This is a genomic window from Paraburkholderia sp. BCC1885 (assembly GCF_900996235.1).
Taxonomy (GTDB): Bacteria; Pseudomonadota; Gammaproteobacteria; order Burkholderiales; family Burkholderiaceae; genus Paraburkholderia.
In genome coordinates this window covers 195972-213108 of sequence record NZ_CAAJGM010000230.1, presented here as the reverse complement: position 1 = coordinate 213108, position 17137 = coordinate 195972, and the positions used below count along the sequence as shown (strand labels likewise).

General features: G+C 65.2%; 12 protein-coding genes. 5 read left to right on the top strand and 7 right to left on the bottom strand.

Going from position 1 to position 17137, the window contains the following annotated elements:
• Positions 1 to 15 precede the first annotated feature (15 nt).
• On the top strand, positions 16 to 774 hold the full coding sequence (locus FQ755_RS28800; RefSeq protein ID WP_144158873.1) for an SDR family oxidoreductase: 759 nt from the start codon (positions 16 to 18) through the stop codon (positions 772 to 774).
• Positions 775 to 792: 18 nt separating this feature from the next.
• Here FQ755_RS28800 and FQ755_RS28795 read toward each other — a convergent pair whose 3' ends face one another.
• The 3 genes from FQ755_RS28795 to hemC are packed head-to-tail and all read right to left on the bottom strand — an operon-like array spanning position 793 to position 4984.
• Complete coding sequence (locus tag FQ755_RS28795) at positions 793 to 1983, bottom strand: heme biosynthesis protein HemY (RefSeq protein ID WP_144158870.1); 1191 nt, start codon at positions 1981 to 1983, stop codon at positions 793 to 795.
• A gap of 2 nt (positions 1984 to 1985) precedes the next feature.
• On the bottom strand, positions 1986 to 4001 hold the full coding sequence (gene hemDX / locus FQ755_RS28790) for a fused uroporphyrinogen-III synthase HemD/membrane protein HemX (protein ID WP_144158867.1): 2016 nt from the start codon (positions 3999 to 4001) through the stop codon (positions 1986 to 1988).
• Positions 4001 to 4984 (bottom strand): hydroxymethylbilane synthase, encoded by a 984-nt coding sequence (hemC, locus tag FQ755_RS28785; protein ID WP_144158864.1) that lies wholly within the window; start codon positions 4982 to 4984, stop codon positions 4001 to 4003. The genes hemDX and hemC overlap by 1 nt, the downstream gene beginning before the upstream one ends.
• A gap of 177 nt (positions 4985 to 5161) precedes the next feature.
• Here hemC and ppc point away from each other — a divergent pair, with 177 nt between their 5' ends.
• The 4 genes from ppc to FQ755_RS28765 all read left to right on the top strand — a co-directional run bounded on the left by ppc (position 5162) and on the right by FQ755_RS28765 (position 12648).
• A complete protein-coding gene (gene ppc, locus FQ755_RS28780) occupies positions 5162 to 8347 on the top strand; it encodes a phosphoenolpyruvate carboxylase (RefSeq protein ID WP_144158861.1) in 3186 nt (1061 codons plus the stop codon).
• Between the two features lie 320 nt (positions 8348 to 8667).
• Positions 8668 to 9483 (top strand): helix-turn-helix transcriptional regulator, encoded by an 816-nt coding sequence (locus tag FQ755_RS28775; protein WP_144159202.1) that lies wholly within the window; start codon positions 8668 to 8670, stop codon positions 9481 to 9483.
• 98 nt (positions 9484 to 9581) lie between these two features.
• Positions 9582 to 10985 (top strand): argininosuccinate lyase, encoded by a 1404-nt coding sequence (gene argH, locus FQ755_RS28770; RefSeq protein WP_144158858.1) that lies wholly within the window; start codon positions 9582 to 9584, stop codon positions 10983 to 10985.
• 739 nt (positions 10986 to 11724) lie between these two features.
• Entirely contained in the window at positions 11725 to 12648 is a 924-nt protein-coding gene (locus tag FQ755_RS28765; protein ID WP_144158855.1) for a bestrophin family protein, read from the top strand.
• Between the two features lie 99 nt (positions 12649 to 12747).
• Here FQ755_RS28765 and FQ755_RS28760 read toward each other — a convergent pair whose 3' ends face one another.
• From FQ755_RS28760 to FQ755_RS28745, 4 genes are all read right to left on the bottom strand, one after another.
• Complete coding sequence (locus tag FQ755_RS28760) at positions 12748 to 13461, bottom strand: lysozyme inhibitor LprI family protein (protein WP_144158852.1); 714 nt, start codon at positions 13459 to 13461, stop codon at positions 12748 to 12750.
• A 2-nt stretch (positions 13462 to 13463) separates the two neighbouring features.
• Positions 13464 to 15749, bottom strand: coding sequence for an arginine/lysine/ornithine decarboxylase (locus tag FQ755_RS28755; RefSeq protein WP_144158849.1), 2286 nt, complete (start codon positions 15747 to 15749; stop codon positions 13464 to 13466).
• Between the two features lie 87 nt (positions 15750 to 15836).
• Positions 15837 to 16406: a dCTP deaminase gene (gene dcd / locus FQ755_RS28750; protein WP_012432068.1), complete on the bottom strand. Its 570-nt coding sequence runs from the start codon at positions 16404 to 16406 to the stop codon at positions 15837 to 15839.
• A 193-nt stretch (positions 16407 to 16599) separates the two neighbouring features.
• Positions 16600 to 17133: a superoxide dismutase family protein gene (locus tag FQ755_RS28745; RefSeq protein ID WP_144158847.1), complete on the bottom strand. Its 534-nt coding sequence runs from the start codon at positions 17131 to 17133 to the stop codon at positions 16600 to 16602.
• Between the last annotated feature and the right edge of the window lie 4 nt (positions 17134 to 17137).

Sequence of the window (17137 nt, the reverse complement as noted above, 5' to 3'; positions counted from 1 at the left end):
AGACACGGAGACATCATGCGCTTGACAGGTAAAACGGCCATCGTCACAGGTGGCGGCTCGGGTTTCGGCGGAGGCATTGCGAGGACTTACGCGCGCGAAGGCGCCAACGTGGTCATCAACGATCTGAACGGCGCGGCGGCCGAACGCGTCGCCAGCGAGATTGCGCTGGCGGGCGGCAAGGCGATTGCAGTTCCCGGCGACGTCACGTTGCGCGCCGACTGGGAGCGTCTGCGCGAAGCCGCGCTCGAGGACTTCGGCAGTGTGCAGGTGGTCGTCAACAACGCTGGCACCACGCATCGCAACAAGCCTGTGCTCGAAGTGAGCGAAGCCGAGTTCGACCGCGTCTACGCGGTCAACGTGAAAAGCATCTACTGGAGCGTGCAGGCGTTCGTGCCGTATTTCCGCCAGCAAGGCGGCGGCGTGTTCGTCAACATTGCGTCGACTGCGGGTGTGCGGCCCCGGCCCGGACTTGTCTGGTACAACGGCAGCAAAGGCGCGGTGATCATCGCCAGCAAGGCGCTCGCCGCCGAGCTGGGCCCGGATCGCATTCGCGTGAACTGCGTGAACCCGGTGATTGGCGAAACCGCGCTGCTAGGCGAATTCATGGGCGTCGAAGATACGCCCGAGAACCGCCAGCGCTTTCTGGCAGGTATCCCGCTCGGCCGTTTTTCGACCCCGCAGGATATTGCCAATGCCTGCCTCTATCTGGCGTCGGACGAAGCGAATTTCGTCACCGGTGTGTGTCTGGAAGTGGATGGCGGGCGCTGCGTGTAAGCGGCGCCCGCCCATCGCTCACACGATGTTCATTGCCAGCGCGCTTTCCCGGTAATGCTGGCCCGCTTTCTCGCTGTCGCCGAGTTGCTCGTGCAGGCGCGCCAGCGCGCGATGCGAGCGGATCTTCAGCGTCTCGTTGTCGGCCAGCTTCAGGGCCGTTTCGAGGAACGACTGCGCCTTGCCCCACAACTGCTGATGCAGGCACAGGCGGCCCAGCGTGAACATCAGGTCGGCGTCTTCCGGGCGCTCCTTCTGCCAGGCTTCGGCCTTCTGGATCAACGGCAAGGCGTCGCCGCCCGTCGTATCGGGATAGCGGCGCAGCAGACGCGCGTCCCAATTCTGCGCCAGTGCTTCTTCGACGATCTTGCGTGCGTCCTGCGGCCGGTTGAGCGTCACCAGCAACTCAGCCGCGAGATCGGCGAGGCGCGGCGAATGGCGCTCGGTGGGCGACAGCGAGTGCCACAGTTCCAGCAGCGCATCCGCATTGTGGCGACGCTCGCGCAACAGATTTTCCGCCGCGAGCTGGCGCAGACGCACCGCCACCGCCGGGTGAATCGCCTCGCGCTTTTCCAGCGTCTTGACGAGCTTGAGCACCTCGCTCCAGTTCTTCAACTGCTGCTGCGCGCGCAACATGATCTGCTGCGCGTGGATGCGGCGTCCGCCTTGCGACTGCATCTCGGTCAGCGCGGCGAGCGCGCCGTCCGCGTCGCGGCCGTCCGCGCGCATGTCGGCGGTGGCCATCAGGCGGGCGTCCTGCCAGTCGGCCTCGTCGATCTGCGCGAGCCATTCGTCGCGCCGCGCGTATTCATGCATGCGATGCGCCGCCGTTGCCGCGACGAGTCCCGCCGCGCCCTTGTTGTCGCCGTTGGCGAGCGCGTCGCGCGCTGCTTTCTCAGCCCGCGAGAAACGTCCGGCATACAGATTGCCGATCGCATCGCGCAAGGCCGCGTGCGCCTTCGCGACACGCGAGCGGGCGCGGTACGCGGCCACGCGCTGCGGCATGCGCCAGATGTTGCGCACGATGCGCAGCAGCGCATACACCAGAATGAACAGCACCACCAGCGCGACCACGAACAGGTTCAGCGACACGTCCACCCGGTACGGCGGATAGACGAGCAGCACCTGGCCCGTATCGAAACGCCCGACGGTCGCCAGCGCCACCGCGATGACAAACAGCAGCGCCAGCCAGAAAAGTCCCCGGATAGCCATGATTAACCCCGGCTCCGGTATTGATTGACGGCCTGCAGGCTCGTATTCAGGTTCGGCACTTCAACCGCCGCCGAGCCGTCGTCCACGTCCTTCACCAGGCCGCGCACGGTTTGCGTGCGCTTCGACGCGTTGTCGAAATAACGTGCGAGCGCCGCGTCGGCCGCGTGCACGTCGGATTTCAGCGTGGTCTGGTTGCGCGAGAGCAGCGCGAGACGCGCCGACAGCAGCCGCAGCTTGAGGTTTTCGCGCAGGAAGTAGCCTTCGTCGGGCGTGATCAACATGGCGTCGGCATTGTCGATGCGGCGCACCTGCACGAGGCTCGTCAGTTGCTGGCCGATGCCGGTGTAAAACTGCTGCCACCAGACCTTCCAGCGCGGCTCGCCGGTGGCCGCCGCGAGCTTCGCGGAGTCGGCCGGCGCCGTGGCGTGCGGCACGGTGTGGGCGATCAGCGCTTCGCCGTTGAGCGGCAGCGTGTCGACCTGGTCGATCGCGTTGTCGAGCTTGATGGCGAGGCCCGTCAGATCGGTGGTGGGCGCCGCCTTCAGCTTGTCGATGTCCTGCGCGATCGCCTTGCGCACCGCCAGCACCTGGGCGCCGTCCGACGCCGCCAGCCGCGTGTCGGCGCTTTGCAGCGCGAACAGCGCGAGCTGCGTGTTACCGGTAAGTTGCAGTTGCTGGCTCGCGCTCGACAGCATCTGCCCCACTTCGGCGAGAGTCCAGTCGTCGCGGTTGCGCGCGAGGTCCGCGTATTGTTGCTGCAGCGCCTGCTCGGCCTGCTGCGCGTCGGTCAGCTTGCCCTCGAGCTGCGACATCTGCGAGTCGATCTGATGCACCGTCGCCACGGCCTGATCGGTTTTCACGCTCAGGGCGGCGGTCTGCGCGTCGTTGGCCTGCTGACGCTGCGTCAACTGCTGATCGAGGCGGATGAGCTTGCGATTGAGCGCAATGCCGCCGGCCACGGCCGCGCAGATAACGATCACCACGACCAACCACAGCAGCGGTCCGCTCGCGCTGCGGCGCGGCTGTTGCGCTTCGTAGGGCGTGAAGGGGGGATTGGGCGGCAACGCGGTGGTCGCAGCCGGCTGGGGTGAGGCGTTCGTGGAGGGATTCGTTTCAGTCATGCGTGAGTGAGCCGGGTTGGTCGGTACCGGTTGAACAACGGGAGGTACGGCAGCAAGCAGGGTATGGGCAATGCGTTCATCGCCCGCACCGGACACCGTAATGCTATCAAAACCCAGTCCCTGCGCGGTCTGCGCGATACGGGGGTGGGGCGTGACCAGCGTGGCGCGCTTCAATTGGGCGATTTCGATGCCGTTCAGATGCTCGCGCGCCAGTTCGTCGAGATTGCGCACGCCCTCGGAACTGGTGACGAGCCATGCGTGCGGCTCGCCCGCCAGCAACTCGTGCACGCGCGTCCATGCGGCGATGGACGGTTCCGGCACGAGACGCCGGTACGCGGCCACCGTGTCCACCTCGACGCCCGCTTCGCGCAGACGCTCGGCCAGCCACTCGCGGCCGCCGTCGCCACGCACGATCAGCACGCGCTGGCCTGCGAGCGAAGTTGCGCCAAGCGAGGCGTCGATGGCGGCGAAGAGCGCCTCGGAATCGAAGCGCGCGGCTTCCTCGTCCGCGGCCGCCGCTGGGCTGATCACCTGGTACGCCGGTGCTTCGACGCCGTGACGCGCCAGCGCCGCGACGCTGCCCGGCCCGACCACGCCGACCGGCAGCGCATGCGGCCAGATTGCGCCGAACTGGGCAAACGCGTAATCGACGGCATTGGGCGAAACGAACACCACCAGCGCATAGCGTTCGAGCGCGCCCAATGCGGCATGCAGCGGCGCCACGTCTTCGGCGGGTGCAATCTCGATGAGCGGAAATTCGAGCGTGGCGATGCCGGCCGCCGCCAGTTGCGCCGCGAGCGGCGCGGACTGCCCCGCAGGCCGCGTGATCACGACGGTGTACGACGGCGCCTGGCCGTGCGGCTGCGGGGATGAGTTGACGCCTCCCGGTGCCGTCATCACGCGCCAGTCGCCGGACCGCTCGCCGTGCTGAGCGCGCGAACGATATCAAGGGCGCCCTGGCTTTCCAGCGCCTGCGCCACCTCGCGGCCGAGTTGTACGGCCTGCTCGACCGTCGGCGCGGGCGCCGACGCCTGCGCGCTCAGGATGCGCTCGCCGTCGGGCGTCGCCACGATGCCGCGCAGATGCAGCGCGCCGTCGTGCCACGTGGCGAAGGCCGCGAGCGGCACTTCGCAACTGCCGCCCAGCGCGCGCGACACCATCCGCTCGGCTTCGACGGCCGCCGCCGTGTGCGCGTGATGCAGCGGCGCAAGCCAGGCTTCGAGCTCGGGACGCCCCGCGCGAATCTCGATGCCGAGCGCGCCCTGCCCGGCGGCCGGCAAGCTGTCGTGCGGATCGAGATACGCGCGGATCCGCTCGCCGAGACCGAGGCGCTTGAGACCGGCCGCGGCCAGAATGATGCCGGCGTAATCGCCGCGGTCGAGCTTGGCAAGCCGCGTATCCAGATTGCCGCGCAACGGCTGCACCACGAGTTGCGGATAGCGCGCCCGCAGCAACGCCTCGCGGCGCAGACTGGAGGTGCCTACCACGCTGCCCGCCGGCAACGCGGCGAGTGATTCGTAGGTGCCCGAAACGAACGCGTCGCGTGGGTCTTCGCGCTCCATGATGGTGGAGAGCGTGAAGCCCGGCGGCAGTTCCATGGGCACGTCTTTGAGCGAATGCACGGCCAGATCGGCACGGCCCTCGGCCAGCGCGTTTTCCAGTTCCTTGACGAACAGGCCCTTGCCGCCGACCTTCGATAACGTGCGATCGAGAATTTGATCGCCACGTGTCGTCATCCCGAGGATTTTTACGTCACAAGATGGATATAATTTGTGCAGCGCACACCGTACATGCTCGGCCTGCCACATCGCCAGGCGGCTTTCCCGCGAAGCGATGACCAGGGTGGATGGCGGTGGCGCCGAAAGCGTCTCGGAATTCATTGCAAAGCCAGTGGATGACGGGAGGTAAGAACAAACAATGTTAGCACGCGCTCCGGCCTTGCTTTATCGGCCAGATGGCTATGCCGGCGTACCGCTGTTGGAGGAGACAGGCCCGTTCCGGGTACGCCGCAGCAGTCCATCTCTCTATAGACCCTGGCTTCCCTGAGGAAACCCATCGTGACGTCTTCCGGATCGGCGCGCCCAGCCCGCCGCAACACTGCATCGCTCAACGGTTCTGCGGGCGTGCCCGTAGTCACCCCTACCGCACCGGCCACGTCCAGCGCATCGTCCAAAGGCGGCGCCACCAGGACCAGCGGCACGGCGCGGCCGAAGCAGGCCGCCCAGGCCGCCAAGGTGAGCAAGCCGGGCAAAGCACGCAAAGCGGGCCACAAGGCTAACCACAAAGCGGCAGACAAGGCCTCCAGCGCCGTGAAACCGGGCAAGGCCGCGAAGGCGCAAGCCGTCGCCAGCAATGGTAATGGCGCAGCAACGGCGGCAGACCTGCACGCGGTATCGAAAGAGGCCGGCGCGCCAGCGCCGAAGTCCGGCAACCGCACCCGCGAAGACAAAGACCAGCCGCTCTTCCAGGACATCCGCTATCTGGGACGCCTGCTCGGCGACGTCGTGCGCGAGCAGGAAGGCGACGCCGTCTTCGACGTGGTCGAGACGATCCGTCAGACCGCCGTGCGGTTTCGCCGCGAAGACGACAGCAGCGCCTCGCAAACCCTCGACAAGAAACTGCGCTCGCTGAGCCCCGAGCAGACCGTGAGCGTCGTGCGGGCGTTCAGCTATTTTTCGCATCTGGCGAACATCGCCGAAGACCGGCATCGCAACCGCCGTCACCGGATTCACGCGCTGGCGGGTTCGGCCGCGCAGTCCGGCACGATCGCCTATGCGCTCGAACGGCTGATGGAAGCCAACGCCGCCGCCACGCCGGTGCTGCAGCAGTTCTTCAACGACGCGCTGATCGTCCCGGTGCTCACCGCGCACCCCACCGAAGTGCAACGCAAGAGCATTCTGGATGCGCAGCACGACATCGCCCGCCTGCTGGCCGAGCGCGACCAGCCGCTGACCGAGCGCGAACGCGCGCACAACGAAGCCATGCTGCGCGCGCGCGTCACCTCGCTGTGGCAAACCCGCATGCTGCGCGACGCGCGTCTGACGGTGGCCGATGAAATCGAGAACGCGCTGTCGTACTACCGCGCCACCTTCCTCGAAGAAATTCCCGCGCTGTACGCGGATATCGAAGCCGCGCTCGCCGAGCACGGTCTCGACGCGCGTCTGCCGGCGTTCTTCCAGATGGGCAGCTGGATCGGCGGCGACCGCGACGGCAATCCGAACGTGACGGCCGCGACGCTGGAAGAAGCCATCACGCGCCAGGCCGCGGTGATCTTCGAACATTATCTGGAACAGGTGCACAAGCTCGGCGCCGAGCTCTCGGTGTCGAACCTGCTGACGGGCGCAAGCGACGCCGTCAAAGAACTGGCCGCCGCCTCGCCGGACCAGTCGCCGCATCGCGTCGACGAGCCGTACCGGCGCGCGCTGATCGGCATTTATACGCGGCTCGCCGCCAGCGCGCGCGTGCGGCTCGGCGAAGGCGCGGTGCCGCTGCGTAGCGCCGGCCGCGGCGCGGCGCCGGTGCGCGCCCAGCCCTATGAAGACGCCGACGCCTTCGCGCGCGACCTGCATGTGCTGATCGATTCGCTCGCCGAGCATCACGGCGCGTCGCTGGCGAGCCCGCGTCTGTCGCCGCTCGCGCGCGCCGCCGAAGTGTTCGGCTTCCACCTCGCCAGCATCGACTTGCGGCAAAGCTCGGACATCCACGAGGCGGTGATCGCCGAATTGCTCAAGCGCGCCGGTGTCGAAGACGATTACGCCGCGCTCTCCGAGGCGGACAAGCTCAAGGTGCTGCTAAGCGAACTCGCGCAGCCGCGTCTGCTGCGTTCGCCCTATCTGGACTACTCGGATCTCGTGAGAAGCGAGCTGGGCGTGCTCGAAGCCGCGCGCGTGACGCGCGAGAAATTCGGCGCGCGTGCCGTGCGCAACTACATCATTTCGCATACGGAAACCGTCAGCGATCTGGTGGAAGTGATGCTGCTGCAAAAGGAAACCGGCCTGCTGGACGGTCTGCTCGGCGACGCCCACCAGCCGGCCAAAGCCGGGCTGATGGTGATTCCGCTATTCGAGACGATCCCCGACCTGCAAAACGCGCCGCACATCATGCGCGACCTGATCGCGCTGCCGGGTGTCGATTCGTTGATCGAACATCAGGGCGGCGAGCAGGAAGTCATGCTCGGCTACTCGGACAGCAACAAGGACGGCGGCTTCCTCACCTCGAACTGGGAGCTGTACCGGGCCGAACTCGCGCTGGTGTCGCTCTTCAACGAACGCGGCGTGACGCTGCGGCTGTTCCATGGCCGCGGCGGCACAGTCGGACGTGGCGGCGGCCCGACCTATCAGGCCATTCTGTCGCAACCGCCGGGTACCGTGGACGGCCAGATTCGCCTCACCGAGCAGGGCGAGGTGATTGCCAGCAAGTTCGGCAATCCGGAAATCGGCCGGCGCAATCTCGAAACCGTGGTCGCCGCCACGCTCGAAGCCTCGCTGCTGCCGCACGGCAACACGCCCGCGCAATTGCCGGCCTTCGAGGAGACCATGCAGCAGTTGTCGGACGCCGCAATGGCGTCGTATCGCGCGCTGGTCTATGAGACGCCGGGATTCAAGGAATATTTCTTCGAATCCACACCGATCTCGGAGATCGCCGAGCTGAACATCGGCAGCCGGCCGGCCTCGCGCAAGCTGCAGGATCCGAAGCAACGCAGGATCGAGGATCTGCGCGCGATTCCGTGGGGCTTCTCGTGGGGTCAGTGCCGTCTGCTGCTGACCGGCTGGTACGGCTTCGGCAGCGCCGTGGGCGCGCATCTGGACAGCGCGCCGTCCGACGCCGAACGGGCGCGCCGCCTCTCGCTGCTGAAGAAGATGCACAAGACCTGGCCGTTCTTCGCCAATCTGCTGTCGAACATGGATATGGTGCTGGCGAAGACCGACCTCGCGGTCGCATCGCGCTACGCCGCGCTCGTCACCGACAAGAAGCTGCGCAAGCATGTGTTCGAGCGCATTGTCGGGGAGTGGGAACGCACCTCGAAGGTGTTGTCCGAGATCACCGGCAAGTCCGAACGGCTCGCGGATAACCCGCTGCTGGCGCGCTCGATCAAGAACCGCTTCCCGTACCTCGATCCGCTCAATCACCTGCAGGTGGAACTGCTCAAGCGCCACCGCGCGGGGGATACCAACGTGCGATTGAATCGCGGCATTCACCTGACCATCAACGGGATTGCGGCGGGTCTGCGCAATACCGGCTGAGGCCCGTCAGGCGGCTTGAGGCGGCTCGGCGCGGATTGGCCCGCGCGGCCGTTTTAACAGAAAACCCAAAGCGCTCCGTACTGCATCGCAATACGGAGCGCTTTGTTTTGTACGGACGCCTGGGCCGCCCGACGCGCGCCGTTCGGACGGATTGTCGCGGCCGTTGCTGGCTTTGGGCGCGCATAGGCTTGCGGGCCTCGACACCCGCATGCATCCGCAAACACGCGATCCCCGCCGCTGCCGCTACAATAGAGTCCGCCTTGTACCAGTACAAAGCGGACAATTATTCTGGTATCGCCAACACCCCCTTTACCGACACGATGACCGCGCCGTCCCCCGCCGATTCCGCCCCGCCCCCGCTCGATGCCACGCCCGCGCACGCATTGGGCGATTTCATCCGCGCCCACCGCGAGCGGCTATCGCCGCAGGCGGTCGGTCTGCCGCCCGGCCCGCGCCGGCGCACGCCGGGTCTGCGGCGCGAGGAAGTGGCGCAGTTGTGCGGCGTCAGCCCGACCTGGTACACGTGGATCGAACAGGGACGGCCGGTTTCGGCCTCGGCCGACGCACTGGCGCGAATCGCCGTGGCGCTGCAACTGTCGCGCGCCGAGCGGGCCTATCTGTTCGAACTGGCCGCGCAGCGCGACCCGGCCGAGCCCGACCCGGCCGCCGCCGACGCCCCCGCAACCTTGCTCGAGACCGTGCAGCTCGTGAACGCGCCGGCCTATGTGCTGGACCGGCAATGGAACGCGCTGGCGTGGAACGACCGCGCCGCCGACCTGTTCGTGGGCTGGCTCGACGGCGCGCACGACCGCAATCTGCTGCGTTTCACCTTCACGGCGCCGGCGGCGCGCGAACTGATCGTCGATTGGGAGACGCGCGCGCGGCGTCTCGCCGCCGAGTTTCGCGCCGACTCCATCCGTCATCTGACGGACGCCCCCACGCGCGCCCTGATCGACACGCTGACCGGCACCAGCGACGCCTTCGCACGCTTCTGGGCCTCACAGGACGTGGGCGAGCGCGAGGGCGGCCGGCGCGAATTCAACCATCCGCGCGACGGGCGGGTGGTCTACGACCAGATCACCTTCAAACCGGCGCATCGCGAAGATCTCAAGCTGGTGGTGCTGGTGCGGGAGTAGCCGCGCCGCCGGATGTTAAAATCGCTGTCTCGTTCGTTTCGGCGCCGCGTCTCTCGCCGAGAGCTTTTCCACCGCACGTTCTTCACTGCCCCAACACCATGACGTCCCAACTGCACAAAAAAGGCGAAGCCTGGTCGGCTCGCTTCTCGGAGCCGATGTCGGAGCTCGTCAAACGCTACACGTCGTCGGTTTTCTTCGACAAGCGCCTCGCGCTGGTCGATATCGAGGGCTCGCTCGCGCACGCCGCGATGCTGGGCGCGCAGAAGATCATCGGCGCTGACGACGTCGCGGCCATCCAGCGCGGCATGGCGCAGATCAAGGGCGAAATCGAGCGTGGCGAGTTCGAATGGCAACTCGACCTGGAAGACGTGCACCTGAACATCGAAGCACGCCTGACGGCGCTCATCGGCGACGCGGGCAAGCGCCTGCACACGGGCCGCTCGCGCAACGACCAGGTGGCGACCGACATCCGCCTGTGGCTGCGCGGCGAAATCGACCGCATCATCGGCCTGCTGAAGGACCTGCGCACGGCGCTGATCGACCTCGCGGAACAGAACGCTGAAACCATCATGCCGGGCTTCACGCATCTGCAGGTGGCCCAGCCGGTGACATTCGGCCACCACCTGCTCGCCTACGTGGAAATGTTCACCCGCGACGCCGAGCGCATGCGCGACTGCCGCACCCGCGTGAACCGTCTGCCGCTGGGCGCGGCGGCCCTGGCCGGCACGAGCTACCCGATCGACCGTCACGCGGTGGCGAAGACACTGGGCTTCGACGGCATTTGCGCGAATTCACTCGATGCGGTTTCGGACCGCGACTTCGCGATCGAATTCACGGCGGCGTCCGCGCTCGTCATGACCCACGTGTCGCGCTTCTCCGAAGAACTGGTGCTGTGGATGAGCCCGCGCGTCGGCTTCATCGATCTGGCGGACCGTTTCTGCACCGGCTCGTCGATCATGCCGCAGAAGAAAAATCCGGACGTGCCGGAACTGGCACGCGGCAAGACGGGCCGCGTGAACGGCCACCTGATGGCGCTGCTGACGTTGATGAAGGGCCAGCCGCTCGCATACAACAAGGACAACCAGGAAGACAAGGAACCGCTGTTCGACACCGTGGATACGGTGGCGGACACATTGCGGATTTTCGCCGAGATGGTGGCGGGAATCATGGTCAAGCCGCAGGCGATGCGGGCGGCGGCATTGCAGGGTTTTTCCACGGCTACCGACCTGGCTGACTATCTGGTCAAGCGCGGTTTGCCGTTCCGGGATGCGCATGAGGCAGTTGCCCATGCCGTGCGGATTTGCGTCGATCGTCAGTGCGATCTGGCGGATCTTTCGCTCGATGAGATGCGGGCCGAATTGCCTAATGTGGCTCATCTGATTGGAGAGGATGTGTTTGAATATTTGACCCTTGAAGGGTCGGTGGCTAGTCGGAATCATGCTGGGGGGACGGCGCCTGAGCAGGTTCGGGAGGCTGTGGCCGCTGCGCGGCTGGCTCTTTGACGTAGTCAGGGTGGGGGGCGCTTTTTGCCTGCGGCGGGGTGGTGGTTGGGCTTGCTTTTTGGCCTTTCCTTGCTGTGTTAGTGGTCTATTAGTGATGCCCCTGTGCGGGGCGGCACCTACTTTCTTTGCCGCCGCAAAGAAAGTAGGCAAAGAAAGCGGGCTGCAACCGCTAGCTTGTAGGTGTCCACCACTTGCCTGATCCCGGAGTGGTCCGAGACGAGAGCGTCTCTCGCACCACTCACCGTAGTGACACAGGACTCATTCATCCCGCCAGCGCACTGCGTGCGCGGCGGATGGGTTTGCCTGTGTTGTGGGGCGTGCGGGACCGGCATAAATACGGGCCAAAATGTTCGGATGCCTAAGTAATATCTGGTGCGCGTAGCACTCCTCCAATGTTATGCCCAACGGCGGAGCGCGAAGCGCAACGCCGGAACGGATGAGCCCTGTGTCATTAGGATTTGGTGGCGCGAGAGAACGTCTCGTCTTGGGCCGTTCCCGGTTGCAGACCGGGATGGCTCACTACGGGCTGGCGGTTGCAGCCCGCTTTCTTTGCTTACTTTCTTTGCGGCGGCAAAGAAAGTAAGTGCCGCCCCGCACAGGGGCAACACTAATAGACCACTAACACAGCAAGGAAAGGCCAAAAAAAAAGAACCAGACAAACCGCCACATGCATCCCACAACCAAAGAGCGATAATACAACCCCGACCGAAGGTCAAAAAAACCCCAATAAAGCAAACGAATGATCATCCGCCCCCACCTCCACTGGTTCCGCATGCTGCTGGCCTGGCGCGGCTCGGTCCTTCCGCGGCTTCTGCCGCGCCTGTTCCTGATCTTCTGTATTTCCATCGTCGCCGTGGCCGTTCACGACCACCTGCTCAAGATCACCGTCAATCTCAGCACGGTCCCCTTCTCGCTGATGGGCATCGCCCTCGCCGTCTTCCTCGGATTTCGCAATAACGCCAGCTACGACCGCTGGTGGGAAGCCCGCAAACTCTGGGGACAACTTCTCAACGACGCGCGCTCCATGACCCGTCAGGCGCTCACCCTGCCGCGCGAATCGCTCGGCAAGGAGCAGCGCGACGAATTCATCCACGCACTCGGCGCGCTTCCCCACGCGCTGCGTCATCAACTGCGCAAAACCGATCCGCGCGACGACCTCGCCACGCGTCTGCCCGTGCCGCTGTTCGAGCGCGTCATGGCTTCGCGCTATCGTCCCACTACGCTCATTCTGGTGCTCGGCGAATGGGTGCAGCGTCAGGCGCGCGCGGGCGCGCTCGATCCGATGGCCGTACTAGCCTTCGATCGCAATCTGAATTCACTGTCGGATGTCATCGGCGGATGCGAGCGTATCGGTTCTACGCCGCTGCCATTTGCCTACTCGGTGATGATTCACCGCACCGTCTACTTCTTCTGCGCGGCGTTGCCGTTCGGGCTCGTGACGAACATCGGCATCTTCACGCCCGTGTTCTCCCTCTTCGTCGCGTATGCCTTCATGGCCCACGAAACGATCGCCTCCCAGCTCGAAGATCCCTTCGGCACCGAGGAGAACGACCTCGCTCTCACCATGATGTCCGTCTATATCGAGGATGCCATGCGCGATCTGGCCGGTGAGCCCGGCCTCGCCATCCCCGGTCCCGAAGAAGGACAGTTCCTGGTCACCTGATGGTCCGACAGCGGCCTTGCGAGCAGCCCTGGACGACTGCGTGGCATGCTCGGCGCGCACACGCGGCTCGCCGAGCCGCCTCGCAAGAAGCTGCCCGCCTCACTCGCTGGCGATCGTCTCCGACAGCCGCTTGAGCGTCGCAACCCGCGCCCCGATGATGTCGACCCGGCCGCGCTCGTCGGTCACCGCGCTTGCCGCCTCCAGATACGCGCTCCACGCCCGCTGCGCCCGCACCAGCGTCGCACGGCTGCGCGCCGGCATCTTCGTCTGCAAGCGGTGGTAGTAGCGGTTCATGTCGAACGTCGCGTGTTCGCATAGCGCATCTGCGCTGCAGGCACGCGGGCGAACCGGCGCGGGCGCGCCGGTCGCAGCCCCGGCCGCCGCGCTGCGCAGCGCCAGCGCGCGGTCGCGCACCGGCTGCAGTTGCATATCGGCTTCGGCCAGTTGATACATCGTGCCCTGGCGCGTCGCGAAGACGGCGTCGAGCAAAGGCGCCTGCGCATCGCGCGAGGCTTGCCAGCGCGTCTGGGCGTCCTGCCACGGCTTGCGCCGCGCCGGCGGCACCTTCGAGAGCAACTGCTGCCACGCCGTGTCCAGCGCCGACTGCCAGCCGAGCCGCGCCGTGTCCATGCACTGCAACTGCCCCGCCGTCGATGACATGTCGCTGCGCGCGAGGCACGCGCGCATCGCCGCGTCGATCGGATCGGCCGCGGCTACTTCAGCGTGCACGCGCGTTGTCAGCGTCGACGCGATTGTCAACACCGTCGCCGCAGCCACCAGCCAGACGCCGCCGATCCGTTGCAACCGTGCCATTGTCAGGCGCGCACGCAATCGACGAAATACTCGATGCGGCCGTTGATCATCTCACCCACCAGCCCGTGGATATCCGTGTGGAAACCCGGGAAGCGCTCGTTGAATTCGCGCGCAAAACGCAGGTAATTGACGATGGTCTTGTTGAATCGCTCGCCCGGAATCAGCAGCGGAATGCCCGGCGGATACGGCGTGAGCAGAATCGACGTGACGCGGCCTTCGAGTTCGTCGATCGGCACCCGGTCGATCTCGCGGTGCGCGAGCTTGGCGAACGCGTCGGACGGCTTCATGGCCGGCTCCATGCTCGACAGGTACATCTCGGTGGTCAGACGCGCGATGTCGTTGGCACGGTAGACGCTGTGAATCTGCTCGCACAGATCGCGCAGACCGACGCGCTCGTACATCGGGTGATGCGCGACGAATTCCGGCAGCACGCGCCACAGCGGCTGGTTGTTGTCGTAGTCGTCCTTGAACTGCTGCAGCTCGGTCACCATCGAGTTCCAGCGGCCCTTGGTAATGCCGATCGTGAACATGATGAAGAACGAATACAGGCCGGTCTTCTCGACGATGATGCCGTGCTCCGCCAGGTACTTCGTGACGATCGCCGCCGGGATGCCCGACTCGCCGAAACCGCCGTCCATGTCCAGACCCGGCGTAACGATGGTCGCCTTGATCGGGTCGAGCATGTTGAAGCCTTCGGCGAGCGGGCCGAAGCCGTGCCACGCGTCGTTCGGGCGCAGCATCCAGTCTTCGCGCGAGCCGATGCCCTCTTCCGCGAATTCCTCCGGACCCCACACCTTGAAGAACCAGTCGTCGACGTATTCGTCGTCGACCTTGCGCATGGCGCGACGGAAATCGAGTGCCTCGGCGATCGACTCTTCCACCAGCGCGGTGCCGCCCGGCGCTTCCATCATGGCCGCGGCCACGTCGCACGAGGCGATGATCGCGTATTGCGGGCTCGTGGACGTATGCATCAGATACGCTTCGTTGAAACGATGCTTGTCGAAGCGGCTGTTCTTCGAATCCTGCACGACGATCTGCGACGCCTGCGAAATGCCGGCCAGCAGCTTGTGCGTCGAGTGCGTCGCGAACACCAGCGCGCCGATGCGCGGACGACCCGCGCCGATGGCGTGCATGTCCTGGTAGAACTCGTGGAACTCGGCATGCGGCAACCACGCTTCGTCGAAGTGCAGCGTATCGAGCCAGTCGCCGAGCATTTCCTTGATCATCTCGACGTTGTAGATCACGCCGTCATAGGTGCTCTGCGTGATGGTCAGAATGCGCGGCTTCATGTCCGGATTCTTCGCCAGCGCTTCGCGCGCGAACGGATTCGCGAGAATCTTCTTCTTGATGTTCTCCGGCTCGAACTCGCTGCGCGGAATCGGGCCGATGATGCCGAAGTTGTTGCGCGTCGGCGTGAGGAACACCGGAATCGCGCCGGTCATGGTGATGGCGTGCAGAATCGACTTGTGGCAGTTGCGGTCCACCAGCACGATGTCGCCCGGCGCCACCGTGCCGTGCCAGACGATCTTGTTCGAGGTCGACGTACCGTTGGTCACGAAGAACACGTGGTCGGCGCTGAAAATGCGCGCGGCATTGCGCTCGGAGGCGGCCACCGGGCCGGTGTGATCGAGTAGCTGGCCGAGTTCGTCGACGGCATTACATACGTCCGCGCGCAGCATGTTTTCGCCGAAGAACTGGTGGAACATCTGGCCGAGCGGGCTCTTCAGGAACGCCACGCCGCCCGAGTGTCCCGGGCAGTGCCACGAATACGAGCCTTCGTCCGCGTACTGCACCAGTTCCTTGAAGAACGGCGGCGCGAGCGAATCCAGGTACACCTTGGTCTCGCGGATGATATGGCGCGCGACGAATTCCGGCGTGTCCTCGAACATGTGAATGAAGCCGTGCAGCTCACGCAGGATGTCGTTGGGCAGATGGCGCGAGGTGCGCGTTTCGCCGTACAGGAAGATCGGAATATCGGCATTGCGGCGGCGCACTTCCGTCACGAACGCGCGCAGTGCGACGATCGCCGCGGCCAGTTCGGGCGCGTCGCCTTCGACCACCACGTTGTCGGAATACGGCAGCAGTTCGTCGTCGTCGATCGACAAAATGAAGCACGACGCCCGGCTCGACTGTTGCGCGAACGAGGTCAGATCGCCATAGCTCGTCAGCCCGAGCACTTCCGCGCCTTCTTTCTCGATTGCTTCGGCGAGCGCCCGGATGCCGGAACCCGAGATGTTCTCGGAGCGGAAATCTTCGTCAATGATGACGACGGGAAAACGAAACTTCATGGGCGATTCTCCAAAAGGAACGACCGCTGTCTTGGATAAAGAGCAGCGGTCACCTGTATTTCCGGGTGGGTCAGTACGCTGCGGGCGTCACGTTTTGGGCAACGTCACGCCGTGCTGACCTTGATATTTGCCGCCGCGATCCGCGTACGACGTCTCACAAATTTCGTCGCTTTCGAAAAACAGCACCTGGGCGACGCCTTCGTTCGCGTAGATTTTCGCAGGCAAAGGTGTCGTATTTGAGAATTCCAGCGTCACATGACCTTCCCATTCCGGTTCGAACGGCGTCACGTTGACGATGATCCCGCAACGCGCATAAGTGGATTTGCCCAGACACACGGTCAGAACGCTGCGCGGAATGCGGAAATATTCGACCGTGCGGGCCAGCGCGAACGAGTTCGGCGGGATGATGCAGACATCGCCCTTGAAATCGACAAACGACTTCTCGTCGAAGTTCTTGGGATCGACGATGGTCGAATTGATATTCGTGAAGATCTTGAATTCGTCCGCGCAGCGAATGTCGTAGCCGTAGCTCGACGTGCCATAGCTGACGATCTTCCGGCCGTCCTCGGAAACGCGCACCTGGTCGGGCGCGAACGGCTCGATCATGTTGTGCGACGCGGCCATGCGCCGGATCCACTTGTCGGATTTGATGGTCATAGTTGAACGCTGCTGACGGGTAAATGCGGAATGAATTCGGGGTGAAGTCCGGCTGGCGCCCTATGGAGCCACGTGCTGCCGGACGAAAGGCGCTTATTTTACGCGATCGGCGCGCGGCTGCTGCAACCGTGGCGAAGCGCGGCAAACCGCCCCGCGCGCCAAGCCACGACACAGCAAAGGTGCCGCTGGCGCGCTATTGCCGGATCACGCCGCAGGCGAGCGGCGCGCCCGCGCCGTGTTGCGGCCAGGCGTAGGGATCGGAGGCGTCGCGATGCACGACGACCGCGCGCTGCAGCACCGAGCGGATGCCGTCGAGCGACACGTCAGGCGCGACGATAAAGCCGCTCGCCACGCCGTTCGAATCCGCGTGGATATTGCCGAGATCGCCTTCGACCCGCGCGCCCATCTTCAGACGCTCGGCCGCTGGGGCGAATACCGCGCCCAGGCTCGAACCGTCCACCGAATTGCAATCGCCGCGCTCGTGCACCTGCAGAGCGTGGTCGCTGTCGGGCGGCAGGCCCGAAAGGTTGTAAGTCACCTGTACGCCATCCGAGCGCTCGATGAAAGTCACCAGACCGCGCGTCTGGCTTCCCACGGCGGGCACCAGTTGGGCCTCAGCGCGCTTTTCCTGTGGTCTCAGAAAGGTAGTGCAGCCGCATAGCAGCAGACTGCTGGCAGCCAGGACGATGAACGCATGCACCGCCTGCCCGTCGATTCGTTTTCCCATGCGA